General features: G+C 47.2%; 13 protein-coding genes. 3 read left to right on the top strand and 10 right to left on the bottom strand.

Features of this window, described 5'->3' with window-relative positions; all coding sequences use genetic code 11:
- Positions 1–15: 15 nt before the first annotated feature.
- Together M3P05_RS05310 and M3P05_RS05305 are read right to left on the bottom strand one after the other, a co-directional pair.
- Positions 16–1,434, bottom strand: a complete 1,419-nt coding sequence (locus M3P05_RS05310; protein ID WP_249698362.1) for a hypothetical protein — start codon at positions 1,432–1,434, stop codon at positions 16–18.
- A 206-nt stretch (positions 1,435–1,640) separates the two neighbouring features.
- Positions 1,641–1,973, bottom strand: coding sequence for a PBPRA1643 family SWIM/SEC-C metal-binding motif protein (locus tag M3P05_RS05305; RefSeq protein WP_249698360.1), 333 nt, complete (start codon positions 1,971–1,973; stop codon positions 1,641–1,643).
- 342 nt (positions 1,974–2,315) lie between these two features.
- On the opposite strand from M3P05_RS05305, the gene trpB reads away from it, so the two are divergent.
- A complete protein-coding gene (gene trpB, locus M3P05_RS05300; protein ID WP_249698358.1) occupies positions 2,316–3,518 on the top strand; it encodes a tryptophan synthase subunit beta in 1,203 nt (400 codons plus the stop codon).
- 69 nt (positions 3,519–3,587) lie between these two features.
- On the opposite strand, the gene M3P05_RS05295 is transcribed toward trpB, so the two are convergent.
- The 7 genes from M3P05_RS05295 to M3P05_RS05265 all read right to left on the bottom strand — a co-directional run bounded on the left by M3P05_RS05295 (position 3,588) and on the right by M3P05_RS05265 (position 12,205).
- Positions 3,588–4,241, bottom strand: a complete 654-nt coding sequence (locus M3P05_RS05295; RefSeq protein ID WP_249698355.1) for a hypothetical protein — start codon at positions 4,239–4,241, stop codon at positions 3,588–3,590.
- Between the two features lie 116 nt (positions 4,242–4,357).
- A complete protein-coding gene (gene ovoA / locus M3P05_RS05290) occupies positions 4,358–6,505 on the bottom strand; it encodes a 5-histidylcysteine sulfoxide synthase (protein ID WP_249698353.1) in 2,148 nt (715 codons plus the stop codon).
- 189 nt (positions 6,506–6,694) lie between these two features.
- A complete protein-coding gene (locus M3P05_RS05285; RefSeq protein WP_249698351.1) occupies positions 6,695–7,126 on the bottom strand; it encodes a GNAT family N-acetyltransferase in 432 nt (143 codons plus the stop codon).
- A gap of 38 nt (positions 7,127–7,164) precedes the next feature.
- A complete protein-coding gene (locus M3P05_RS05280) occupies positions 7,165–7,632 on the bottom strand; it encodes a GNAT family N-acetyltransferase (RefSeq protein WP_249698350.1) in 468 nt (155 codons plus the stop codon).
- Between the two features lie 17 nt (positions 7,633–7,649).
- A complete protein-coding gene (locus M3P05_RS05275) occupies positions 7,650–8,396 on the bottom strand; it encodes a hypothetical protein (RefSeq protein WP_249698349.1) in 747 nt (248 codons plus the stop codon).
- Positions 8,393–9,502, bottom strand: a complete 1,110-nt coding sequence (locus M3P05_RS05270) for a hypothetical protein (protein ID WP_249698347.1) — start codon at positions 9,500–9,502, stop codon at positions 8,393–8,395. Before M3P05_RS05270 ends, M3P05_RS05275 begins: the two co-directional genes overlap by 4 nt.
- A gap of 621 nt (positions 9,503–10,123) precedes the next feature.
- On the bottom strand, positions 10,124–12,205 hold the full coding sequence (locus tag M3P05_RS05265; protein ID WP_249698346.1) for a hypothetical protein: 2,082 nt from the start codon (positions 12,203–12,205) through the stop codon (positions 10,124–10,126).
- Positions 12,206–12,547: 342 nt separating this feature from the next.
- Here M3P05_RS05265 and M3P05_RS05260 point away from each other — a divergent pair, with 342 nt between their 5' ends.
- On the top strand, positions 12,548–13,387 hold the full coding sequence (locus M3P05_RS05260) for a Stp1/IreP family PP2C-type Ser/Thr phosphatase (RefSeq protein WP_249698345.1): 840 nt from the start codon (positions 12,548–12,550) through the stop codon (positions 13,385–13,387).
- Between the two features lie 597 nt (positions 13,388–13,984).
- Positions 13,985–15,502, top strand: coding sequence for a hypothetical protein (locus M3P05_RS05255; RefSeq protein ID WP_249698344.1), 1,518 nt, complete (start codon positions 13,985–13,987; stop codon positions 15,500–15,502).
- A gap of 85 nt (positions 15,503–15,587) precedes the next feature.
- On the opposite strand, the gene M3P05_RS05250 is transcribed toward M3P05_RS05255, so the two are convergent.
- Entirely contained in the window at positions 15,588–26,054 is a 10,467-nt protein-coding gene (locus tag M3P05_RS05250; RefSeq protein WP_249698343.1) for a filamentous hemagglutinin N-terminal domain-containing protein, read from the bottom strand.
- Positions 26,055–26,096: the final 42 nt, after the last annotated feature.

Below are 26,096 nucleotides of genomic sequence, written 5' to 3'. Positions count from 1 at the left end.
ATGGGCTGGACGGTGTCATTTTATCTTTTTGGGTCCATTTCTGCTCATATCATTGATCATCGCTTGCCTGACATCCCAAAAGGATGGCTCTTTTTCGCCGAAGGGCATGACCTGGCAACGTTCATGGCCTGAATACTTGCAGAGAACATGGTATGGCTCTATTGCGTTACTTCGCTCCAGAAAATATCTGCATACAATACTTTCTTGAATGTATACGCTGAAACGGTGAAGTTTCATAAATTCACCGACGCTATCACGACCCGGATAAAAAGGAGTTGGTTCGAAGAACTGGGCGCAGTGAACCTCATATTGTTTATCTTGATAGTTGAGAGAAGCTTTTTCCCTGACAAAACTATTACAGGTTGTATTTGGAAGAAGCTCCTGACCCCAGTGATTGCGAAGCTGAACCAACTGACTGGAAAGTGCATCGCACTCCTTGGCCACCTCATCTGGTATCTTCTGTCCCTGTTGGTAAGGACTGCTCAAACTTGTCATATACATCTGACAGTCACCAAACAGCTGGTCCATTGATTTAAGAAACTCTTCCGTTGCCTCTGAGTCACTATTTTCATACTTCCAGTCTTCAGCTGCTTTTATTTCACGCAGCAATTGCTTTCCCCTTGAAGTTTTGACCGTAGGTGAAGCCGAATTTGTTTGAATTTCGCTCTGTTGCATTTGTCGAGTAAGTGAGGGTGTAAGGCTGCCAAGACATAATTCCTCATCCTGACTGTAGGCAGATGAAGGTAAGCTTTTGGTAAACTGTTGGTGTTCTGCTTTGGAAAGGGCAAGAGCCTTCTGCAGGTCATCATAGTCTTGAGTCAGGTTTGTTAAGGCAAGCTGTTGGCTGGCAATGACTGCTTTGGAGAGATCAGTTGCTGCTGTGGGGTCACCACAATCTTGAAATACGGCATCCTGAACGGACTTCAAAAAAGTCCCAAGTTTTTGTGATGAAGGCATTTCACCGTTTTTCTTCTCAAGGTAAGCATAAGCTTCCTCAGCAAACAGTCGTGCTAGTGTGCTTACTTCGGCATATTCCGCCCCATTGATAATAGCGGTGGTCAGCTCAGCCTGGCGATCATTAAGCTGACCCACTTCTGATTCCCTGATTCCAAATGATTTCATCATCAGGTTTTCAACTGAAAGTAAGTCTCCTCCTGAAACTTCATCTTCTGTAACTTCTCGCTGGTGGATAGATTTAGCCTGTCCCTGAGAAGCCTGGTCTGCAGCATCGGTTAAAAATCTAAGATTGTGTTCCAATTTATGAACAGCCAGGTTGCAGTAGTAAGCTGTATCATCATCATCGAGGCGAGGAGTATGGACAATTATTTGTCCTTGAACGTCAAAGGATGCTACATCTCCAGCATTGGGGGTCACGCCTGAATTGAGTTTGCTGTCAATAAAATGGTTAACAGTACTGACTTTTAGCGGATACATAGCTGATTCCTTTGTGAAATTCCTTTGAAATCAGCTTAGAACATCAGTTTCAGACTTATTGTGGTTTTATATCAGGGAGGGAATCTGGAATGTCAGAACGGTTTAAATTAATCCTTTTGGATAGGAATGCTATCTGAAGTCATAGAAACAGAAAGCCCCCATGTTATTGATACCTAACACGGGGGCTTTCTATCAGTTAGCTTTGGTTAACCACAGCACTTCTTGAACTTCTTGCCGCTGCCGCAGGAGCAGGGGTCATTCCGGCCAGGAGTCTTTTCGACAACTGCAGTGGATGTAGGCATCTGCTGCAGAAATTCTAGATCAGCGATATTTTCCTCTTTCTCTTCATTGTGCTCGATATTGATTACCCAGCTGTTTTCAAGAGCAATAGCCTTAATTTCCTTGAAACGCTCTTCGGTCTGTACAACAACATTTGCAGGGTTCTTCTTGGTGCCCAACTTTGCAGTCTTATTATTATTAAACTGACGACCATTTTTGTCGCCCTGATTCATCAGCCGGTTTCCTTCGGAGTAATGCATCAATATCACCATATATTTGGAGGTTGACCGGCATGCAGCAAGCACTTTGCTCTATTCCGTTGCCGGGGTATGCAGGCTAAGCACGCATAAAAACCTGATAAATTTACAGTATTTAAGGTTTTTTCGCCACCGGCACGGGCCGTGGGAGGCGAGTACTTCTCGAAATATAACACCGTGGCCTTGTAATGAATGCTTGTATCATTGTACTGTTGCATTATTACGATGCGTGGCAGAATGCTGAGCAAAAGGCGCTGCTAGCTATCGAGAAATCAAAAACAACCCATATCCGGAAGATTAAGAGATAAATCAGGGATGTGGGCTCAAATTGCTCAAGGAGTGAAGATGTCTGAGTCTGCTTTTGCGGCTATGCCCGATAAGAATGGCTATTTTGGCGAGTATGGTGGCTGCCTGGTGCCGGAGCAGCTGGCAACGGTCATGCAGGAGATTGATGGGGCTTATCAGGAGATTCGAAAGGATCCTGCCTTCAAGAAAGAGCTTCAGGAGCTGCACCGCTATTATGTCGGTCGTCCCAGTCCTCTCTATTTTGCCCGCCGACTGACTGAGCTCTGCGGTGGGGCGAAGATATATCTTAAGCGTGAAGATCTGAATCATACCGGCGCCCATAAAATTAACCACTGTCTGGGAGAAGCGCTGCTTGCCAAATATATGGGGAAAACCCGTGTCATTGCAGAAACCGGGGCAGGGCAACATGGTGTTGCCATGGCAACGGCCTGTTCGCTGGTGGGTATTGATTGTGAAATCCATATGGGTGAAATCGATATTGCCAAGGAAGCACCCAATGTGGTGAAAATGAAAATTCTTGGTGCAAAAGTGGTTTCTGTCACCCGTGGTACCCGCACATTGAAAGATGCCGTCGACAGTGCCTTTGAGGAATATCTGAAAGACACCGATTCCACTCTTTATGCCATTGGCTCTGTGGTAGGTCCTCATCCGTTCCCAATGATGGTGCGTGATTTCCAGCAGGTTATTGGTGAGGAGGCCCGGGATCAGATTCAGGAACTGGAAGGTCGTCTGCCTGATGCTCTGGTGGCCTGTGTCGGCGGTGGCAGTAATGCTATGGGGCTATTTACCGCCTTCCTGAATGACACAGATGTCAGTATCTATGGAATTGAACCGGCCGGTAAGGGGCTGGAAACACCTGATCATGCCGCCACGCTGACCCTTGGGCAGCCGGGTGCGGTACATGGTTTCAAATGCTACGTCCTTCAGGATGAGAATGGCGAGCCTCTGCCTGTACATTCCATTGCTTCAGGTCTGGATTACCCTGGCGTTGGCCCACAGCACTCATACCTGAAAGATATTGGCCGGGTTGAATATCGCAGTGCTACAGACCAGGAATGTCTGGATGCGTTTATGACCCTGTCCCGTCGCGAAGGAATTATTCCTGCACTGGAAAGTTCACACGCTTTGGCAGGAGCAATGAAACTGGCGAAAGAGATGAAGCCGGATCAGGTTATTATCGTCAACTTGAGTGGCCGTGGTGATAAGGATGCGGATTATGTTGCGAATCTTCTAAATCTGTAATTCTCTGAACATGCCATAGAATGAAAACGGGCAGCCTGATCAGCTGCCCGTTTTCATTTTCAAAGAGAGTCATTTTTCCAGTCCATAGATTTCCATGGCGGATAGCATGACCCGGTAAAACAGATCACAGTAGTGAACAATGCTCTCCTGTCCTGCAAGCAGGCGGGTGTGATCCTGAGTTTGTTGAAGAACATTATCAGCAGCTTCAGCTGAGTTTGTTAAAGCCGTGAAATTAAGACGCATGGAATAGGCTTCCTGAAAAGCCGGAGCTCTCTGGTTCAGCCTTGGAATCGTATTGCTGATATTAAAGCAGACGGTACACCAGGACAGAAAATCAACGGCTTCCGGCGTTTCATCCTTACCCCATTTATAGGCATTGACGGTTGAGGTAACGGTTCGGTGTACAAAACGACAGCCATCCAGTAAGTCATCCCGTGCGTGAAGTTGATCCACGAGCTGATTGGAATATTGGTGGACCTGTTTCAACTCATCGACAGAATAGCGTGTTTTCATCAGCTGATTTTTACGAGGGGCTACTTCTGCGAAGGTTTTATAGATACCGCCGGTTTCCGGATAAATGGAAGTCACGATCTGGCAGGTTGTGAACCAGGCTGAAGCTTCAACATCAAGCAGAATAGCAGGCGGCAGATTCTTGGCAAAGGCGTATGGGGCAGTTGCTACCGGTAGAACCAGTGCAAGCAGTTGTTTTTTATATTTACCCATGATTGCTATCCACCTGTTAATTATTATTTGTGGATCTCCCTGTTTATGACTGTTTCTCCCATTTGTTGAATAAAGCTCGATTCAAGCAATACCTTACGTCAGCAGAAACTATGGGCTTACTCTCCTTTTTTACGCCACACAGTGCAGTGTGCCATGGTGTGTTGAAACTTTCTGGCTGTTTCCCTGATCACAAATGGAATATCCCGGGTAACGGGAATCTCCTCAAAATGCTTGCCAAGAACCCGCTTGAGACCAGTATGAGTATCCAGCGCCTCTCCATTTTCCCGGTAGCCACCCAGCCAGTTCTTCTTGGGCGTGTATTCCTCCAGCCAGGTATAGGGTGAGGTCAGAACCAATAGGCCCTGATCGCGGAGGCGCTTGTGAACTTTTTTCAGGAACTTACTGGGATTATTCAGCCGGTCGATCAGGTTGCCAGCAAAGATCAGATCATAATTTTTGTATTTGGGTTTCAGGTTGCAGGCATCACCCTGGGTGAACAGGATACGATTGGCATCGATATCATCCAGTCCGAGTTCTTTAAGGTCGGCAATCTGGTATTCGCCCAGCTCACCCTCGGTCGGTACAAAATAACGGACTTTGCCGTTTTTCTGCAGTTCAGTTGCTGCGGCAATAAAGCGGGCAGAAAAATCTATACCATCCACATGTTTAAACCAGCGTGCCAGTTCAAAGGTACTGCGACCGACTGAGCACCCCAGGTCTAGAGCCCGGGTCATATCATGTTCCGCCATCAGGCTGTAACAGATTTCCGCACAGGTTTTGGGGTAGTTGGGAGCATCGAAATACTCCTGACCATAATGGAACTCCAGGTACTGTGAGACTGATGCATCGGTTTCGTAAGGGTTGATCATCTCCCGGTTGGTGGCAGTCGACTCTACATAACGAAAACCGGCATGCTGGAAGAAGTGACGGCGAAAGGCGTAGCGGGAATCCTTGATGGCGCAGTTGCCTGTAGAAATCCAGCTGCCACCCTTGATCATATTATGCTTGCCATCAAAGGTTGGTGTTGAGAAATCATCGTACAGAGGGTGAACCCGGAAACCGTCATAAGCATCAATAGATGTGCTGGTCCATTGCCAGACATTGCCAATCACATCGAAGAGCTTCCCCTTACCAAGTGGAGTACTGTGCCGGTTGACCGGACATGAGGAAGCCCAGTATTCAAGGTTGATATTCCCGGGAGCCTGACACCAGTCGGGCAGGTCGGTATCAACGGTTTCTCTCAGACAACACCATTCAGCTTCAGTAGGCAGTTGAATCTGTTTGCCTGTGACTTCTGACTTCCATTTGCAGAAAGCCTGTGCTTCATGACAGTTCACATCAACGGGCCAGTTCCAGGGCATATCGATTTCTTCGACCATGGTGCGGTAACGCCAGGAATCACCTTCAGGAACCCAGAACTCGGGATGGCGAACCTTGGTAAATGTTGCCCAGGCCCAGCCTTCATCACTCCACCAGCGCTCGGTGTCATAACCGCCGGCCTGTATAAACTCCAGGAACTCGCCGTTGCTGACCAGGTACTGACTGGCTTTAAAGGGAGCGACTTTTAACTCATAGCAGCCATATTCATTGTCCCAGCCATACAGCGAGCTGTCGTAATCCTTGCCCAGTCTGATCTTTTGTCCGGAGATTTTAATCAGACTGTTCTCTGGAGCTTCACTGGCATCAGGGCATATCTGCCAGTCCGCGTGGGGCTTGACGCAGGAAAGAGGAAGCTGGCGCATCAGAACTGAAGATGTTTCCAGATGAATACGTTCATGTTCAATGCCCATAAGAACCAGCCAGGCCGGGCTGTCCCAGTCAATGGGGATTTCCAGTGGCATTTTCTGAATGAACTTGATGACTTTTTTTCTGACCTTCTGGCGATACTCTTTCATGGCCTTAACGGATGGCCAGTTGTAATTGTTCTCATCCAGGTCGTCCCATGACATTTCGTCAACGCCAATGGCAACCATGGCTTCAATATCGGGGTCTATACGCTTTTTGATTAATCGGGCGGCGATCAGTTTATTAATAAAAAATGCGGCAGTGTGACCATAGTAAAAAATCAAAGGGTGGCGTAGCGGGATAGCCTTTTCGAACCAGGCATCATCTCCTTCTAGAACTTCAAAAAGACTGTCGTACTGATCAAAAGTGTGACAAAAGTAATCCAGAAGTTCCTGTCGTTTACTTTCTGGCGTCCCCTGGTTCAGATAGGGGGTTGTTAAAGGACTTGACTCCTCAACAAGTTCGGGTTGTTTCAGCACAGTCAGCTTACCTTATTATTTGAATATCTAATGGATAAGTCTGCCCTGTACTGCGTGGACAGGTTTAACAGTAACTTAGTGATAGCAGATTAATATGACAGAAGATAGTTTGGTTTTATGGAACTCCTCCCTGATAATTCGTATATCCATTGTCTGGATATGGGAGCACATATCCTTTTAGAACATTTTTCAGTAGATATCAGGGTAGTGGATTTCCATAAAGTGATCCGGTTTATTGAGTGACCGGAAGCCGAACTGGGAATAAAGCCCGTGAGCATCTGCTGTCGCCAGTGTTATACGACGCAAGCCCTGCAGGCTGGGATGGTCCAGAATACAGCGCATCATCCATTTGCTCAGATTCCTGCCCCGGTGCTCGGGAAGAATAAAAACATCGGCAAGATAGGCAAAGGTTGCTTTATCGGTAATCAGACGGGCAAAACCGACCTGAATGTTATTGAAGAACAGGCCAAAGCAGAGAGAGTTCTCAATGGAACGCTCGACAATCTCATAGGGAATACCCCTGCACCAGTAGGCCTTGTTTGATAAAAAATCATGAATCAGTGGAATATCAAGAGATTCGACATCCGTGCTGATCAGGTATTGGTCTCTGTTCCATTCCATAGCGGCTATTTCAATCTTGTATGTCTTGTCGGTGATTCTTATTCAATACAGAGTTGATAAAAATGACCCTGCTCACCATGTTGTTCTGTTGCCGACAGTTTTTTCCAGTTGAGCTTGCGTGCCAGGGCTATGCTGGCGGTATTGTCATTGGCAATAAATGTCTGAAGGGTGGAAATATCAATAGTCAGATTCAATTGCTGCAGAACCATCCGGCAGGCCTCTGTTGCATAGCCCTGCTGCCAGAATTTGTGACGCAGGAAATAACCAAACTCCGGTACACCTTCCAGAATCTTCATACCACAGAAGCCGATCAGTTCATTGGTGTCGCAGGTTGCTACAACCCTGCGCGAAGGTCTTGTCAATTGCTCGGTAAACCATGCCTGCGCTTCGTCGTCAGTCAGAGCCCGTCGGGGGCCGATAAATCGCATGACTTCCGGGTTTTGCACCAGATCAAAAACGTTGTCTTTATCGCTTTCTTTCAGATTTCGTAAACGAATTCGTTTCATTCGATACAACTGCTAATTTATGGTTCCTTCAGCCAGACCTGCAAAGGCTGAAGCTCAGAAAATCCTGAGGTTTTGGCAATATCCAGATCGGAACCGGATTCATAACATACCAGTGGTCTGTCAGGGAAGTGATGGCGTGCGATAGCCATACAGTTCTGCCACCAGAACTCGGGGTTTGTTTCGGGAACAAACATATTGGACAGTCCAACCACACCATGACTGGCGTTGGCAATAGTGCCGGCAATAATTTCTCCGTGGTCGAAAGCAGCAATAAAAGCAATATCAGGATTAAAGAGAATGTCCGGAACAAAAATATGGGGCTGGTCAAGACTGTTGCGCCAGGCCTGTTCCCAGCGGGACAGATCGAAAGGGTTGTTAATAAAGGCCCACTCAATCTCGTCACAAGGGGCTGGCAGGGCAGTGTCCGGTTCCAGCCACAGCCAGGATGCTTCGAACAGAACCTGAAAGCCAAGGTTATCCAGATCCAATTGGTTGAAACTGTCTTTCACCGCCCAGCTGCCAGACAGCCCTCCGTCCAGCAGGTCCCAGATCATGGCCTTCTGAATGGGTTGGTGATCAACCGCCAGCGTAACAGCATTGGGGTAAAAACGGGGGACGGCTAACTGGTTCAGCCATAAAGTATCGTGAAATTCACCTGGTGTCTGATGAGCCTGACAAACAGAGTGACATAAGTGAGCATTGTTTCTGGCTGCCAGTTCAACCTTTGCTACTTTTGATGCTCTTGATAATGCTGCTGGATTCATAGTTCTTCTTCGATATCCGAACGGTAATACATGTTTACTTTATCTTTGTTCACAACGATATCGACGCTGGAAAAGCGCCGTCCCCACCAGGTGCAGTCTTCAGTGCACAGAGTGACGGAAATCCGGGAGTCCTTATGCAACTCTTCCAGAAACTGAGGATGGAAGCCTTTGGAACTCGGGGTGGCACGATAGATCAATAACCACTCCGGTGCATCTTTTTCCCGTGTCAGCAGGGCACTGAACGAGTGATAAACAGGACGGTTATAAATAATGGACAGAACTTCCCTCTTATCATTCTCCAGTTGTTTCACTGAGAAGGGCAGGGCGTCTGCCTCTTCAATAATACTCACCAGTTTCCTGACCTGCTCGGCACCAACAATGCGGTAGTCCACTTCATGGGGCGTTCCGGCGAAGAACGCATCTTCAAAATCACTGATAACAAGATTATCCTCCGGCCCCAGGAAGGCATCAATTTCTATGTTGAGCTCCTCTTCCTGCTCCAGGGGCTCCAGGTTGCAGTAACAGGGCTTGAAGGGTTTACCGTCACGGGGAAACAGCTGCTCATCATAATCACACTGGATCAGTTCATGACTGCCCAAGGGTATACCTTCTTCAAACCCGGTATCGATATAGCTTTCCAGCTCGTAGCCCTCGAACTCGCGGGTCACTGGATTAAAGAGGTGAGCGCTCTTGATGCCACCCAAGGTAGGAGAGCCATCCCAGTTGTAGACCAGCAGAGCCAGGCGGGCATCCTGTGTTAAGCAAACACCGGAGAATGAGACCGTCTGCCCCTCTTCAATAAGCTGTGCTGAACCTTTGGTGATAATCAGTGACTGTTCGAAGTGCTCACTGGTTTTATTGCAGCAGGAGAGTTCGAGGTGTGCAGTCTCCTGACTTTCAGGGCCAGAGAATGGACCTTTAACTTCATACTCATTTAGAAAGTGGGGTGAATTTGGTTTATGGTTTTCCGTCACAGTAATCTGTGCCATTGAAGAGGCATCCAGCTGTTCCAGATATAACACCAGAAGAACGGCTGCCAGAATGGCGGTCAGAGTCAGGAAAGGATTCAAGCGGCTTATTATTGTTCTTGTTAATGCTTTAGGCATAGGGCATTTTTGCCTTCAGATATTTTTATAATGTTCTATTGATGTGACTTGAATGTGGCATTTCACATTTTATTATGACTTGTTTATCAGCTTATCAAACCGGCTGTCCATACAGATGCTACCGCCCTTCGGTTGGCTTGATGTTTCGTGCGGGTATAACCGAAATACCAACAAGTACTGAGAGTATTATGCAGGGTTGTGATGGCTGCGATAAGGCACGGATAAGAACTTTGTTTGGCGGCAAAGATGCTCAGCAACTTTGGGATGAAGAGGTTTGCAGAGTTACGCAGCCACAATATTCTGTTGCAACTGCGTAAGGCTCTTAAGGTCTTAATATATCGATACTATCTAGGGGGCGTTCTCAATTAAACATCGAGCTCAGCGCTTTCGAGAGTTCCTATGGCAAGACGTAGTGCCGCAGGAATGCTTGTTGCCTTTCAAGGCGCTACAACGCAGTCCATAGGGACTCTCGGAAGCGCCCTTCGGGTGGCTCTAAAAGCGGCCATCTGCTGTGTCGGGCTTGCTCAATGTAGAGTAACTACGATTTTCACAAGCCCTTCTAACAGCTGACCGCTTTTAGAACCACTGAGTCGATGTTTAATTGAGAACGCCCCCTAGACACTATGGACAGGTATCCTGTTGCGCACCTGCGGGCAGTGGGATAACTGGAACATCTCCCTTGGCAATACTCTCCAGGAAACATCCATACTGATGACGCGCATCCTCCTGCTGGAAGATTACATGGTGCCCGGATTTGATACCATCTTCCGGATAGCGCACAACAGCTGACGTACGGCCATCCCTGTTGCCACCTACAGAGGAAACCCACTGCTGGTAACCGGCATTCTCCAGATCAGGCAGAAGTTGTTTATCTTCAGAAACATCCAGCTCAGGGCCAAACAGGTCAACTCCGAGACTGACCAGCAGAGGCTTCTGGTTATACAGGCCGACCCAGTCGTCAAAGTAGCCTTCAGCAATCAGCACGTTAGGAGCTGACTCGGCGGCTGCCAGATCCCGTGTCCAGCGGGATGCATGGATAGAGAAATCTACCGGTGCCAGTACCTGCTGGGATAACAGCCAGAGTGGGTGGAATGGATCGTCAACAATATCGTTCTTGCCGGTAAAGAAGAACAGTGGCTCCAGGGTGTTTCCAAGAGGTTTTTCGCCAGTTGACAGATGCATGACCAGACCGAGGTTATAACTTCCTGCGCCTCCGCCAATAATTCCCTGGAAAGGAACCGGGTCAATGGCTGCCTGGGAAATTGCGGTCATGGAGCCCAGTGACTGCCCCATCACAACCTGGGTATCAGGATCGAAACGCAGGCGTCCATCGTCACTCGCTGCTCCTGGGCACAATGCGGGATCCAGCTCCAGTTCATTAACCAGCTTTCTGAAAAGCACTCTTTCCACAACGGACTGCTCGAAGTTGCCGCGCATGGCTGGAAGGTTCATAAAGTTGTAAGTCCCGATATTCAGGGACAAACCGGGAATAAGATCGGCGATCACATTGATGACGCCAATGCTGTCCTCATGATCGGCACCAAAGTGGCCTCCCATCGCTGCAGTTGCCCAGTTTCTCTGTGCGGCGACCTGCGCCGGGCTACCCTGGCGGCTTTTCGTGCCATCGGCCAGAGTGGCACCGCGCATATAAGATTGGGTGGCATAGCCGCCAGTACCATGGTTGTAGAACATCATGGGATAGCCATCTGATGGCATCTCTGTTCTTGGAATGGTAATCACCAGCGGTGTGTCACGGTCGTACTGGACAACAGGGTTATTGTTGTCATCGTATTTGATCTTTCCGCCAAGCAATGGATAGGGAAGCAGGCCGGACTGCAGACCAGGCACCCGCCATTTTGATTCAACCACGCAGTATTCAGGGTTAACTTCAACCTGCTTGAACTCAGTCAATGGTTGGGGAGCTCCCTGCTCAACAGCCCAGCGGCCAAGGTTATCCAGAGAAGAGGTGGGGGAGCCGGTGGTCCAGACGGTTGCCCCGATAATATCATTGGCAGCAATCTGGTCGATCTGAAGCTGCTCCCGCAGAGGTGCATAAATGGCCAGTGCTCGCTGGGCATCTTCACTGCTGATATCTTTATCTACGCTCTGTGGATTTTTATTTTCCAGCAGGGCTTTCAATACCGGGTTGGGTATCAGTTTCTTGGCATGCTCAGGTGAAACCTTACGGGTCACAACAAGGGCATACTTGTTGTTCTCTTTCAAAGGTTTTCCTGCTGGTAAAACCTGTAACAGTTCATCTGGACGGTATTCATCTCCTTTTTCCCGGAAGGAGACTTTTATTGGGAAGCGCATGCCACGCTCATTGGAATCCGGATCTATATCCAGTAGCTGAATGGCAGCATTCTCATCTGCGTAGGAAAGAGGATCTTGTGGCAGTGTAAAGTCAGCATTTTCAACACTGCCATCAAAACGCATATAAAGAGGTAGGTTGGGAGCAAAGCCAAAGTGATCCCGTTCTGCCCATTTTACGTAGTTGCGGATAGTGATGTTAAGTGGTTGGGGATAGCTGTTGAAGTCAATGGAGTTATCCGGGTTGCGTCGGATATCGGAAGGGAAGCCTGAATCAAAGAAACCTTCTTCTCCACTGAGATCAAGGATCATCTGCTTATCTTCATAGCATCCCTGTAGCAACAGAATGCTGGAAGCCAGTACCAACGAACAGAGCACCCGGCTGGTATTCATAAGTATCGTTTCTCTTGTTGTCGTTATTGATGTTTTGATTGGTTTTATAAGAAGTCATCAAACGGGATTATGCATTCAGATTCTCCGTATCCCGATAGCAGTAAAGAAGAATTCAATATAATGAATCATGCTCTGAGAGCAGTGAAAATAATGTAGTGATTTCGCTATGGCTGAGAGGGGGGAGGTGTAAAGGTGCCAATCAGTTCATAAGGCAGGAGGACAATAAAAAATTGAAATCTTTAATATCTGTCAATGTTAACCATCCTTTTCTATTGGCTTTTGGGGTGAAAGCGGTAGTATTGATTCCATGGAAAATGGCGCAGTTATAAAAAGATAATAACAATGATTCGAATAGCCATCGATGGAAAAAGTGACATTGGGCGGAAGCGTGACGAAAATGAAGACGCGATTTATTTCAGCGGTGACAGTACCACACCATTCTCATTTATAGTTATTGCAGATGGCATGGGTGGTTATCACGGCGGTGCCACTGCCAGCCGTCTGGCTATTGAAAAAATCTCCCAGCGTCTATTGATTCTGCAGAACCAGACATTCGCTTCCTGTACTCCCCAGCAAAAACCTCAGGTCTTAAAGTCAGAAATTCTACATGCCATCAATGATGCCAATCAGACCATCCTTGATTGCAAATCAGGCGACAACCGCCTGCGTCAGATGGGTACAACGGTTGTTGTTGCCGTGATCTGGGAACATTCACTGGTCACGGCTCATGTAGGGGACTCCCGGGCTTACCTCTGGAACCGGGATTATGGTTTGAAGCAGCTGACACGAGATCACTCTGTTGTTCAGAATATGATCGACAGTGGTGCTTTATCAGAGTCGGATGCGCGTACCAGTAAGGTTCGCAATCAATTGACGAAAGCTGTGGGCGTTCAGGCCAGTGTAGAGCCGGTTATCTCTGAGTTTGATATTGCAGGTGATAATCTGGTTCTGCTCTGCTCAGATGGTATGACGGAATATTTTAGTAATGAAGATATCGAATATGTGCTGTCGACTCACCGTCCAGCTCTGGAGTGTTGTTACATGTTTATCGATGAATCCAACAAAATGGGCGGCAAAGATAATATCTCCGTAGCCATAGCTGAATGTTTGCAGCCCCATGAGGATATGCAGCATCCAGCCGACAATAATGACGAAGACAAAACTGTGCCTTACTCGGTATAAGCCTGTAAGCCGAGTATGTAACTGCTCAGAAACCGTTGCTACCGTCATGCCGTGCTTCGGTATCGTCGACGAGCGGTATCCGGGAGCAGGCAATCCCTGTTTCCAGAATTCCCCCACGTTCCTGGTGGAAGAGGTCATGCCCCTCAATCAGCAAGTCATTGAGTTTTCCTTCAGAAATGGGGCAGCTATGACTGTGCAGACAATCCAGTAAGAGGCTGAGTCACGCTGCAGGAATGATAGAGATCCAGCACCATCGCCGTGAGGTTGTGACCATAACGGCTTGTGATGTGGTTTGGTAAGCGGTACCTGGAAGTATTGATGGCAAAACATCAACCGAGAGCTTGTATCTACACCTTCAAAGAAAATTGCTTAATTTGCATTAAGGCAACTTTGATCGTGAATATTTCCTCAAAATTGTAATGCACGCTTGTTTCTGTTGCATATATGAGTTATTCATTCAGAGTATCCTGCTTCCTGCTTCCTGCATGAAGCAGCAGAATGTGTATAACAATAATAAAATTATTGCAGCTATTTGCTTGGTTCTGTCTGTTGGCAGAAAGCAGCCTTCGCTGCATAGCCAATCAGGAATGGGCAGATATGTCAGATATCGATTTCAAGGAAAGACTCAATCAGACTTTAAGTCAGGGCCCAAAGGAAAATGCCGGGCATATCAAGCCTAAAGAGCATGACACCAGCTTTACTGTAGGTGAAACCCGGTTCAGCTCACCCATGACTTACCAGGAGTGGAAGGAGGCAACCAAGGTCAGTCGCAAGATTCGCAGCTCTGCTCTAAAGCGGTTTGACAGCGCTTATGACCAATATATCAAGTCCAAGACCTTTGCTGACATGATGTCAGCTCAGCTGGCTCTTTCTGTCTGGATGCGCAAGAAAGGAGAAGGTGATGAGTGGAAGAAGAGCATCCGCAATCAGAAATATGCCGTTGAGGTTATTTATCAGCAACTCTTTCAGGGATATATAAGAACGCCGAGAGGATTACCATTGTGGCTGCCCCACCTCAGCTCTCAAGAAGAGCGGAAGGCGATGGAGTTCTGGGTGAAGAGATCTCAACAACTCTGCCAGAGATATTTCCGTCCAAAGGAAGGACAGACTCTTCACCTCAAACTGAAAAAAAAGAAAGCCGCCAAGGAGGCGATGGCTGGGCTGAAAAAACTGCCAGACCAGTCCAAAAAAGTCAGCCTGCCCGATGTGAAGTTACCACCGGTACGCTTGCCCAACATACCTCTTCCTGAAGTTAATATTCCCCGGGTAGAGTTGCCAGATATGGACCTTCCCAATATTAATCTTCCACAGCTGAATGCTCCCAGTGTGAATTTGCCCGGGTTTAATCTCCCCAATTTTGACTTACAGGATGCCCCGGGAATTTTTGTCTCTCTAAAAAACATGATTGCCAACTTCTGTGGTTTTGAGAGTTTCCTAAGCATGGGTAACTTCTTTAGTGAGTTCATCGGGACTATTGCGGGTGAACTGCACACGCTGGCATCGAGGTTTCTGGTCGATATGATTCCAGGAATCGCACAGCTTAAAGATGCTGCAGGTTTACTGCAGGCGTGGGGAAAGGCAGCCATTAGCTTTTACAAGCAGTCCAGTGCTCATTCCCACCAGATATATTTCAACTCGGGAGATGCTGCGAAGGCTTTTGATGCTGTACACAAATTGATGAAGCGAAAAACCAAAGATCTGACGGTGAAGGCTACCAATTTGACGGCCCGAATTGCTGTCGATGTAGCGACAGCAGGAGCTTCAACACAGATCAGTGGTGTTGTGAAGAATGTTACCGAGGTGATTCAGCGAATCTTTCTGCTGGGGCTGGAGTGGAGAGAAGCCCAGGCTGTGAATGAAATTCTTACCGATTCAAAGCCTCTGACATTTGAGATATTCAACAAGGCCCCAATTACGGGCAGTTATCTTGTTGCTTATGCGTCCCTGAGTGATTTGCTTTCTATGGGACGATATCAGTTTGGGGCGGAAGGGTGGATGGATGTTGTGCAGGAGCTTGATAAAAAGCATATTCAACCCATGCGGAAAGTGGCCAAGAGCCAGATTGATAAATCTATTTTCTGTATTCCCGGGTTTGCAGGTACAGCTTTAGCCTGATGCAAATGCAGAACACCTCCTTGGTTTTTATATAAAAAGAGCCGATAGAGTGACGACCGGCTCTTATATTTAACAGTTGAGAATTTTAGAAGCAGTTTTCATCAACTGTACACTCTTCCTCAGCCAGCTCCTCCTCTTCACCAGCGGCAGTCGCTTCAATAGGCAGAGCCTGAATGGAGTAACCACCATCATTCTGGGCCACCATAAAGTCACCGGCTGCAGGTTCAGCAACACTGTTTTCAGCAACACTGAAGCTACTGATAGCAGTGAAGATGGCCGGGTCAACATTGCCAAGCTGGTTTATCAGGTTTTGGGACGCATTACGCAGACCGTTCATTGCACCGATTTCAGCAAAGGACAGCAGGCGCTGACCTGATGTTTCCAGTAGTGCCTGAGCACCGGTAAACAGAGGTCTTACATAGGTGAGAGCTTCAATCCTCACAGTGCCATCAAAATCACTGGTAATGGTAAATGGTAGATCCTGGCTACCCACTGCGTCAGCTGCTGTCAGGTTAATATCATGCGCCTGGATATGAACACCGTCACCATCAGCAAGCAGACTTCCGTTTGTGCTTTCTAGAGTGACTGTGCCGTTACCTAGGGAAGCAACCAGACCATTAATAAGAATGTCACCCCGGTTGGCTTTTACACTGACATTGCCGCCAGTGCTGATAATGTCATCAATCAACAGTGTGTTGTTGGTGGTGATATCAACTCCACCGGCAACTGTTGCATCAATTTCACTGGTTTTGGCCAGACCGGACAGTGAGCCGGATGTGTTGAGCTGCATCAAACTGAACAGCGGAACACTGCTGATATCAATTGAGGTATTCTGGGCTGAAGGTAGGCCAATATTATTCGATGAGAGATTAATATTGGAATCAGTGACCAGAGATATCTCGCTCAATGTATGAGTGAGATGTTCAAACGCTGTAAAGTTCAGGCCTCCCAGACTGGATGATGAGCTGGTCAGCTCCCAGCCCAGACCGGCTGTCCGGTTTATCAGGGTATCGCTGTCGTTGCCACCGGCCAGTGAGGTCAGGGTGTCTACAGCCCCATCAATATAAACCGTATCATTGCCTGCACCTGTATTCAGGTTTGTAAAGCCGGTAAATTCCACGCCATCGCTGGTCAGGGTTTTATTACCTTGCCAGAAAATGGTGTCATCCAGGTTGCTCCCTGTCAGAGTGCCACTGCCGCTCTGTTCGGCAGCTCTCTCCGTTTCAAAGAAGGTCATGCCGGAAGCAATCAGGCTGCCATCAGTATTATTCAGTGACCACTTGGCATTGTTACCAACAACATTATCTGCGTCACCTGCACCAGAATGAATAAAGCGGATACCGGTAAAGTTGATGTTCTTAGCTAATAGAGCGTTGTCACCGACAACCTGGAACTCATCATTTTTCGAAGTGCCAATAAGCTCTTCCCGTTCATCTTTGGATACTTCATAACCATTACCGATGATATTTCTGATATCAGAGAAATCGATACCAGCGGCTGAGAATACATTATTGCTATCTTTGAGCTGCCATTGAATAGCAATATTGTCGCCAGCTTTTGCGGTATCATTACCACCATTTCCATCAACTGTTCCGATACCGGCAAAGTTGATTTCGCTGGCTGTGAACGACTTGTCACCAGTGATGGTGAAAATATCATCAGCGGTTGTGCCTACGACTATACCGCCACCGGCATCAGTAATTGTGTCAATATCTGTGATAGTAAGGTCGTTGACCTTCACAGATCCATTAACGATGGCACCGCTTTGATCAAGTTGAAGCTTCCATGTGTGATTTTCTTTTGATGCGATAACTTTGTCTGAGAGCCCATTACCGTCAAGGTTTTTCATGCCCTTGAAAGCCATTTCATTGGTTTGGACATAAAGTTCACTGGAACCGTTGTCTGTGCGAAGTTCCAGATTAAACTCATCATTACCGTTGGTGCCTCTCAACGTGCCGCTGTTATTTCCATTGATGGTTTCAATATTCTCGATAAGGGTAAGCTTGTCTGTCATGACCTGCTTGTCCATCCCATTGAGAGTCCAGGTTTCGTTTGTTCCCTGAATAATATCTCCTGCATCGGTACTTTGGCCGCCCGCGTTAAGCGTATCTATGCCAGTGAAAACAATATTTCTGGATTCCAGGGAGTCAGTAGTTGAATTGACAGTGAATGTATCATCGCCATCAGTTCCAAAAACTGTTCCAGTGTTATCAGTGATGTTCTTCACATCATTGAAGGTAACAGTCTGGCCAGAATCATAGCTTGAGCTGACTTTGTTATTCTGGTTATACAGCTGCCAGGTGTTTGCAGAACCCTTGATTGTATCGTTAAGGTCGGTATGCCCCGTGTACTCTGTAGCGCCCTTAAACTGAATATCTGCGATAGTCAGATTGTCGCTGTTTAAAGTCACTGTCTGGTCTGCATTTGTCGAGTTGGTCACACCCTTTGTGGTGTTAACCGCGACAATATTACCGAACTGATAGTAGGCTGGAGTTGGGTCTGAAGTGACAGCCTTATTAACCTGCTTACTGCCTCTAACAAGCCAGGATGTATCAGCGGTTGTTTTATCAGAAACAGTATCGCCGCTGCTATGGCCGATGTAACTGTGACTTCCCTGGAAGTCGATACCGCCCACGGCCAGGCTGTCATCATCAACAGTGACGTTCAGAGTGCCGGTTGAGCTGTTAGTCACAGCATTGTCTGTCGCAACGCTGGCAATCTCGTTAAGGGTATAAGTCTGTTTGATTGCAGACTTACCGCCTTTCACCTGCCAGTCATCGGTTCCTGTTGTTTGGTCAATGACATGATCACTGTTACCGGTATAGGATTTGGTTCCTGTGAAGCTGATCCCACCAACACTCAGGTTGCTGTCATTTAGAGTAATATCCTGACCGGCCATAGTACTGGTAACTGATCCTGTTCCAGTTATCTGCGATGTGCCAGCCACAGTTATATTGTTTGTGGACGAACTTGCATTTTTGACAGCATCTATTGTCCAGGCACTGTTGGTGCCGTCAGTGATATTGCCAGCAGTTGTTACCTTGCTGATATTGGTAAAGCTTTGTGAGCCTGAGCCAAATACTCTAGAAGCGGCCTGGTTGCCTGTAATCGTCCAGATATTGCCACTGGTATCGTTGATGGTATCACCTCGTCTGGCGTTACCGGTAAAGCCGGTAGCGTCAACAAAGTCGATAGCAGCCAGTCTCAGGCCGCCTGCCTTGGCTTCCACTTCCTGTGCGGTGCTTGCATCTGAAGTCAGACTTCCGGCCTCAGTGACTTTGGTAATACCTGTAAAGGTAATGCCTTTGGCTGTTGCAACTTTATCGCCGCTTGTTATCCAGTTACTGGAATTACCATCGACGTCACCAGTCGTGATAACCGTATCAATATTATTAAATGTACGGTTTAGGCTTTTCGCCTGGTTGTCGCCGGTCAGTTCCCAGTTATTGTTGTTGTCGGTCACGGTATCACCGTCTGCATGACCGGTGTAAATGGAAGCCCCGCTGAAGGTGATATCCATAAGCTCGAGGTCACCAGCGGATGTCACCAGTACAGTCTTCTCAGAACCAGTGCTGTTAGTCACACCGCCTGTTGACGTAATACTGCTGGTGCCGTTAAAGAACAGCTCGGTGTTATTGGCTGCCTTGGTACCTGTGACCAGCCAGTCACCGCCTGTGGTATCAGTCAAAGCACTGGACGAGTTAATGTTCCTGACCTGGTTAAAGGTCAGGGCACCTGTCACCAGAGAATCATCGGCGTTCAATGTCCATGCGTCACCGGTGCGGCTGTCGTTGATGGTGTCATTGCCCACACCGGTATACCTGGTGGCATCGGCAAACAGAACCTGGGCACTGGTCAGGGTGCTGTCAGCATTAATAGCAACCGCCAGGCCGGTACCAGTACCGTTTGTGATGTCACTGACATTGGCAAGTTTGTCGACGCGGCTCAGGCTGATCAGGTCAGAACCTGTACCGGTTGTGAGAGTCTGGGTACCGGTAATTTTCCATGCACGACCCTGGCTATCGGTAATATTATCGTTAACGCCGATTTCACCAGAACCCTGATAGCTCTTGCTGCCATGGAAAGTCATGTCTGCCAGGGCAATAGTGCTGGTTCCGTTGTCATTTCCAAGGGTTACGTTCTGGTCAGCTTTTGAGGCATTACTGATCTGGCCAGTTGTCGTGATCCTGGAAGAACCGCTGATGGTCAGGTTGTTGGCCGTTGATGTAGCCAGTTTCTGGCCATCGACTGTCCAGTTGCTGGTTGTGTTATCAGCAACTTCACCGGCTGTGGTCACCTTCTCTATGAGGCTGAAGCTCTGATAAGTTTCAGGGTTGGTGCCCAGCGCCCGTTTGGCAGTTTGGATACCAGTAATCTCCCAGTTATTACCGGTACTGTCACTGACCTTATCTTTTCTGCCAGCCTTACCGGTAAAGCCTGTGGCGCCAACAAAGTCTATTGCCGCCAGTTTCAGGCTGTCAGCCTTGGCTTCGACTGTTTGAGCAGAAGTAGCATCTGAACTCAGGGAGCCGGACATTGTGACTTTGGTTGTGCCGGTAAATGTCACGCCCTTGGCAGTCGCAACCTTATTGCCATCGGTTACCCAGTCACTGGTTGTGCCATCGATGATATCTCCGGTAGTACTGACGGCATCAATATTGGTAAAGATGCGACCCTGACTGCTGGCTTTTCTGGTATCTTCCAGTTTCCAGCCACTGTTGCTGTTATCAGTTATCTGATCACCATTGCCATGGCCATCGTAACTTGTGAAGCTCTTGAAGGTTACACCGAGAAGTTCCAGATCACTGGTATCTTTATTGATAACAACTGTCTGTTCAGTGGTGCCCTTGTTTGAGAGCTTGCCAGTTGATGTCAGACCACTCAGGCCTGTAAATGTTAAAGCACCATTGCTGACAGATTTAGTGGTAGTCACATTCCAGTCGCTGTTAAGCCCGTCAATAACTGATGCAGATGTATCAACACTATTGATCTGTTTAAAGGTCAGGTCAGCAGTTGTAAGAGAGTCTGCGTTTATGGTCCAGTCGCCGCTGGTACGATTATCATTAACTGAGTCATCTTTGGTGGCGTGGCCGGTATAGTTTTTGGCATTGGCAAATAGGATACCGGCAACATTCAGAGTACTGTCAGAGTTGATAGTCGCAGTGAGACCATCGCTGGTATCGTTGGACACTGTGCTAACGCCGGACAGCTTATTAATATTACCGAGGGTAATTGAATCATCCGTCTGGGCCAGTGCATTCTGACCGGTTATTCCCCAGGTGCGCCCGAGATTATCAGTGATATTGTCATTCACACCATTGGTGGTGGAACCCAGATACTCCTTGCTGCCATGGAAAGTGATACCGGCCAAAGCAATAGTGTTGGTGCCGTTATCTTTATCAAGAGCAACTTCCTGAGTGCTATTGGAAGCGTTGCTGACCTTGCCTGTTGTGACAATCTTGGAGGAGTTGCTGACGGTTAGATTATTTACTGTAGAAGTGGCTAGCTTCTGGTCATCAACAGTCCATGCGCTGTTGGTATTGTCTTCAATATCACCAGCAGTCGTGATTTTGCTGATATCAGTAAAAGTCTGATCGCCCAGATTTGCTTTTCGGGTTGAGGCACGGTTACCCGTAATGGCCCATTTGAAACCGGTGATATCATTGATTTCATCGCCACGATTGGAAACACCATCAAAGCCCAGGGCTCCCAGGAAGTTGATGCCTTTCAGTTTGAGACCATCGTTGTTAGCTTCAACAATCTGAGCGTCATTTTCAGAGTTTGGGTCTACCGCCACACTGGAGCTAAGTCGTGCTGTTCCTGACGTTGCAACAGCTTTGATATTGGAGAAATTATATGGGCCTTTACTGGCACTGTTCTGGCCTGCGCCAGTTACCCAGTCTCCGCCATCGGTATCGGTGACATTATCCAATGCTGAATGCCCCACATAACTGATAACATCATCAAATGACATACCCAGAAGTTTCAGGGCTCCGCCAGCAATTTCAACAGTTTGGAAGCCTGCGTTGTTGGTCAGAGTCGCTGCAGTACCAGCGATCGTGGATATACCTGTGAAGTTAACCTCTTTGGCTGTTAATGCTTTTGTTCCTGTAGCCAGGTAGTTGTCATTGGCATCAAAACCTTTAACAGAGTCGGAGCCACCATTACCAGACACACTGGTAATATTGCTAAATACAACCTCTTTGGCTTTGATAACATTGTTGGTAGCCTGCAAGGTAAATTCTTCATCGCCACCCGTGCCGATAATACTGTCACTACCCTGACCATGAGCCCCATTAACATTGCTGATACCTGTGAAGACCATCCCTTCACTTTGTACACTGTTATCAGCTGTTCGCAGGTAGAACTTGTCGTTACCCGAAGTGCCTACCAGGGTGTCATTGCCGCCATTACCATCAACCGGGTTAGCAATACCATTAAACAGCACACCATTACCCATCACATCATTTTGAGTTGCGGTAGAGTTGGTTACTGTGAAGGTATCATTTGCAGTTGAACCGGTCAGGGTATTGTTATGAACATCTTCTTTTACTTCAGAAATACGTGTGAATGTTATCCCTCTGGCGATGAACTCAGCAGTGTTAGCGGTTAAGGCATACTGATCATCTGCACTGGTTCCTTTCAGAGTGTTGCCAGTGTCATCGCTGCCTGCACCATCAACTGATTCAAGATCAGAAATGGTGAACTCTCCGGCAATAAGCTTCTCAGCGATAGTGGTTAGTTCGAAACTGTCATCAGAGGCCGTACCTGTAAGAGTGTCGTTACCACCACCGGCATTAATATCTTTTGCCGTATCATTAAAGGCAATGCCGTTGGCTTTGATCTGATTTGTTATGCCAGTTAATTCAAAAGAGTCAGCCTGGGCAGAGCCGGTCAGGGTATCTGAACCCTGTTGAGAGTTAACTGTTCCAATATTGGAGAAGGTTATTCCTTTTGTGATCAGCTGTCGGTTTTGTCCTGTCAGTAGATACTCTTCCTGGTTATCCGTACCTTTTACTGAGTTATTGGTTGAGTTATCTCCGCCACCAGAAACCAGCTGAATATCAGAGAAGGTGATTTGCTGAGAGGTCACCTGGTTGTTACCAGTCTCCAGGATGAAATCGGTAGCACTGTCTGCACCAGTTACTGTGTCATCACCTGTTCCGGCTTGAACGGAGCTGATGCCAAGGAACGTCAGGGCTGCGCTGGAGACTTTATTAAAGACTGATGAAAGAGTGAAATTATCAGCGTCATTCGTACCTTGGAGAACATCAGCACCTCCTTGGGCATTGATATCTTCTGTAATCCCTGTAAAGCGGATCAGGTTGCCCTTAAATTCTCCGTCTGTACCGGTTAAGGCAAAGGTATCAACGTCAGATGAACCATTCAGGGTGTCGCTTCCCTCACCAGCATTGACACTGGTGATCTGGTTAAAGGTGATCTCATTGGTTTTAACTGAGTTATTAGAGTCGGTCAGCTCGAAAGTGTCATTACCTGAAGTGCCGTTAACTGTATCTGTACCACCATTACCATCAACCTGGGCGATACCAATAAATATTCTGCCGCCAGCATCAACCTGATTATCAACGCCATTAATGGAGAATGTATCACTGTCAGAAGTGGTGCCTTCCAGCACATCGCTACCACCTTTGCCATCAATATTTCCGGTTATTCCTTTAAACTCTATTCCGTTAGCTGTCAGGTTACCGGTCGAGTTGGTATTTGATTCCAGGGTAAAGGTGTCCGTGCTTGCAGAGCCGATCAGAATATTGTTAGTGCTGGTATCTACAATCCGGGCAATTTTCTGGAAGGTGATTCCCTGGCTGATAACCTGTTTGTTTATACCTGTCAGCTTGTAAGTATCTGCTGAACTTCGGCCTGTAACTGTATTATCACTTCCGGAACCAGCATCAGCCTGTTCAACCTGTTTGAAGGTAATGCCCTGGGCGATAAGTTCATTGGTATTGTCTGTCAGGCTGAAGTTGTCGTTATTATTTGTGCCGACAACCTTATCTTCTGTACCGTTACCGGCATCAACAATTTCAATACCAGTAAAGAGAAAACCACCTGCTGTACTTCCAGTATCAACTTGTTTGCTGCTGCCGGTCAGTGAAAACTCGTCATTACCAGCTGTTCCTACAAGCGTGTCGTTATCGGTATTTCCAGCTTTGCTGCCAGCGTCAATCGGACCAGAAATGCTATTCAAGGTAATACTATTACCGACTATCTGTCCTCCTGTACCAGTTAACTTGAAAGTATCATCTTCGTCTGAACCAGTGAGTGTATTAGCTCCACCTCCGGCATTCACAGTACTGATGCCTGAGAATGTGGTTCCATGGGATTTAACGACTCTGTCAGCACCAGTTAATTCAAAGTTATTTGAGCTGTTTGAGCCATTGATTGTGTTATCGCCACCACCAGCATCAACTGTTCCCAGTCCACTAAAATTGATGTCTCTATGACGAACATAATTTCCAAATGTCTGGTTTTCTCCTAACTGAAATGTTTCATCGCTACCGGTTCCAGTTAGTGAACCATTGCTGTTTCCTGTGTAATCAATGGTGCCATTGTAAGTCACTGTGCCGAAAGCGACGGCATCAGCGCCATTCAACTTTTGAGAATCAATAGTGACATCATTATCAGAAAAACCGATGGTTCCTTCTTCATAAACAAACGTGTTGTACCCTGAACCAGTGGCAGAGATAGTTGTAGAGGCCGCATTGATAATGGTGCCAATGTAACCAACGCCATCTTGATTATTCCTGCCAATTTGAATCGAGACATTCCCGTATTCATCAAAAATCGAATCTCTATCAAGATTGATCGTGCCATGGTTAATAAAATTCTTGGAGTCAGAGGAAAAGTTTCCTCCATGAGTATTTAGAACTGCATTCTCAGCAATATAAACGGTGTTGTCTGCATTCAAGAACAGGTTGAAATCACCCAGGCTTTTGCTGCCAATACCGGACCCTTGTCCAAATGTAATATCATTATCGGCATTAAGCGTTAGTGAAACTGCATTACCGCTTCCTATCGAAGGGTCTATAACAGTATTGTCCTCTACTTTTATATTTCCTGAATCGCCATCTGGCAAACTATTATTTTTAGTTGCCGTAATAGTGATATTGGTATCATCCAGCAACGCTTGCTCAAGAGCTTCATCATAAACAATTGACCCAGTAACTCCTTCAGTATTATCGCCAGACTTTATAGTCACATTCTCGGGATCAAGTAACCAGTTACCAGATTTTCCTTTTGGGGCCCCAGCATTGACGCGACCTGTGACAGTTAGGTGCTTCTTACCTGAAGTCTCAACAAAACCTCCATCACCGGTATTAACACCACCACGAGCTTTGATTTCACCAGCAAAAACAGCAGTATCATCAGACCAGACAATGACCTTGCCACCGTTACCGTGTTCTAAGGCGCTGGCATCAATTTGGGAGCCTGCTTCGACAACAACTTTGGTAGCATTATGGATATCAGGATTTTTACCCTGATAATCACCGCCAATCAAAACGGTACCGCCGCCATTATCACCGGTGGCAATGATGCGAGAGTTCTCTTTAACCTGGATTGAATCGCCTTCGACCTGAACCCGGCCACCTTTTGCATTGGTGCCACTGGCGGAAACGTCAATCGTTCCGGAATTAACAACATCGGCAACTCTGCCGCCGAAGCCGCCCAGGCGAATAGTTCCACCGCGAGCATTAATACCTCTGGCTTCAAGAATTCCTTCATTATTAACTGCCGTATCAAACAATCCTTTTGCTGTTTGAGCCGTCAAAACAATTTCACCGGCTTCAATTGTGCCGGTGTTTAAAACCGCGCTATCTACGCCCTGGGATTCAAGAATTTCTTTGGTGACCCTGACACCGATCAGCTGGTCGGAATCAAAGATCAGTACAGTCTCGGAACCACCGGCCAGTGCAACCATATCCGCAGCAATCAGACCATTATTGACAACCTGTTCCCCCTGCAGGACTACACCGCTGGCAGCATTAATAACCCCCTTATTGATAACAGCACCCTTGCCACCCCCCTTAAAGGCAAATTTTCCATTCATAAAATCTTCGGTCTGAATATCGAGCGAAGATGCAGTCATGCTATTAACGTTGATACGGGCAGTCTCGGTAAACAGAACCCCCCTGGGATTTACCAGAAGAACATGACCATTGGCATCAATTGAGCCATGAATCATGCTGGGGTTTTCATCCAGAACCCTGTTCAGTACCAGTGATGATGATGAGGGCTGAATAAACTTAACCTTCTCATCAGTGTTCACATTAAAACTGTCCCAGTTAATGGCCAGCTTATCTGTGTTCTGAATAATATTGGTGTTCTTGCCAGAGTTAGAGATGGAGCCAGAACCGCCAACAACGACACCTCCCTGCGGTGCGGCAAAAACAGCACCTGAGCTCATAAGTGAGAGAAGGATCAAACCTTGACTTAACCCGGCATTTTGCAGTTTCAGAGCTTTGGCGATACTGGTCAGTTTTATCTGATGACTAACATGACGGCTGTTCTGGGGCAGCTTATCTATTGTTTTCATTACTTGGCCTGCAAATTCTTATGATTGTTAATTCAATGAATT

The organism is Parendozoicomonas callyspongiae (genome assembly GCF_023502345.1).
Taxonomy (GTDB): Bacteria; Pseudomonadota; Gammaproteobacteria; order Pseudomonadales; family Endozoicomonadaceae; genus Sansalvadorimonas; species Sansalvadorimonas callyspongiae.
Note: the sequence above shows the minus strand (reverse complement) of the source record. Positions and strands in the feature narration are given on the sequence as shown.

Excerpts from the sequence above, each read along its gene's own strand:
- M3P05_RS05310 (WP_249698362.1), bottom strand. The coding sequence starts at position 1,434 with ATGTATCCGCTAAAAGTCAGTACTGTTAACCATTTTATTGACAGCAAA.
- M3P05_RS05305 (WP_249698360.1), bottom strand. The coding sequence starts at position 1,973 with ATGCATTACTCCGAAGGAAACCGGCTGATGAATCAGGGCGACAAAAAT.
- trpB (WP_249698358.1), top strand. The coding sequence starts at position 2,316 with ATGTCTGAGTCTGCTTTTGCGGCTATGCCCGATAAGAATGGCTATTTT.
- M3P05_RS05295 (WP_249698355.1), bottom strand. The coding sequence starts at position 4,241 with ATGGGTAAATATAAAAAACAACTGCTTGCACTGGTTCTACCGGTAGCA.
- M3P05_RS05285 (WP_249698351.1), bottom strand. The coding sequence starts at position 7,126 with ATGGAATGGAACAGAGACCAATACCTGATCAGCACGGATGTCGAATCT.
- M3P05_RS05280 (WP_249698350.1), bottom strand. The coding sequence starts at position 7,632 with ATGAAACGAATTCGTTTACGAAATCTGAAAGAAAGCGATAAAGACAAC.
- M3P05_RS05275 (WP_249698349.1), bottom strand. The coding sequence starts at position 8,396 with ATGAATCCAGCAGCATTATCAAGAGCATCAAAAGTAGCAAAGGTTGAA.
- M3P05_RS05270 (WP_249698347.1), bottom strand. The coding sequence starts at position 9,502 with ATGCCTAAAGCATTAACAAGAACAATAATAAGCCGCTTGAATCCTTTC.
- M3P05_RS05265 (WP_249698346.1), bottom strand. The coding sequence starts at position 12,205 with ATGAATACCAGCCGGGTGCTCTGTTCGTTGGTACTGGCTTCCAGCATT.
- M3P05_RS05260 (WP_249698345.1), top strand. The coding sequence starts at position 12,548 with ATGATTCGAATAGCCATCGATGGAAAAAGTGACATTGGGCGGAAGCGT.
- M3P05_RS05255 (WP_249698344.1), top strand. The coding sequence starts at position 13,985 with ATGTCAGATATCGATTTCAAGGAAAGACTCAATCAGACTTTAAGTCAG.
- M3P05_RS05250 (WP_249698343.1), bottom strand. The coding sequence starts at position 26,054 with ATGAAAACAATAGATAAGCTGCCCCAGAACAGCCGTCATGTTAGTCAT.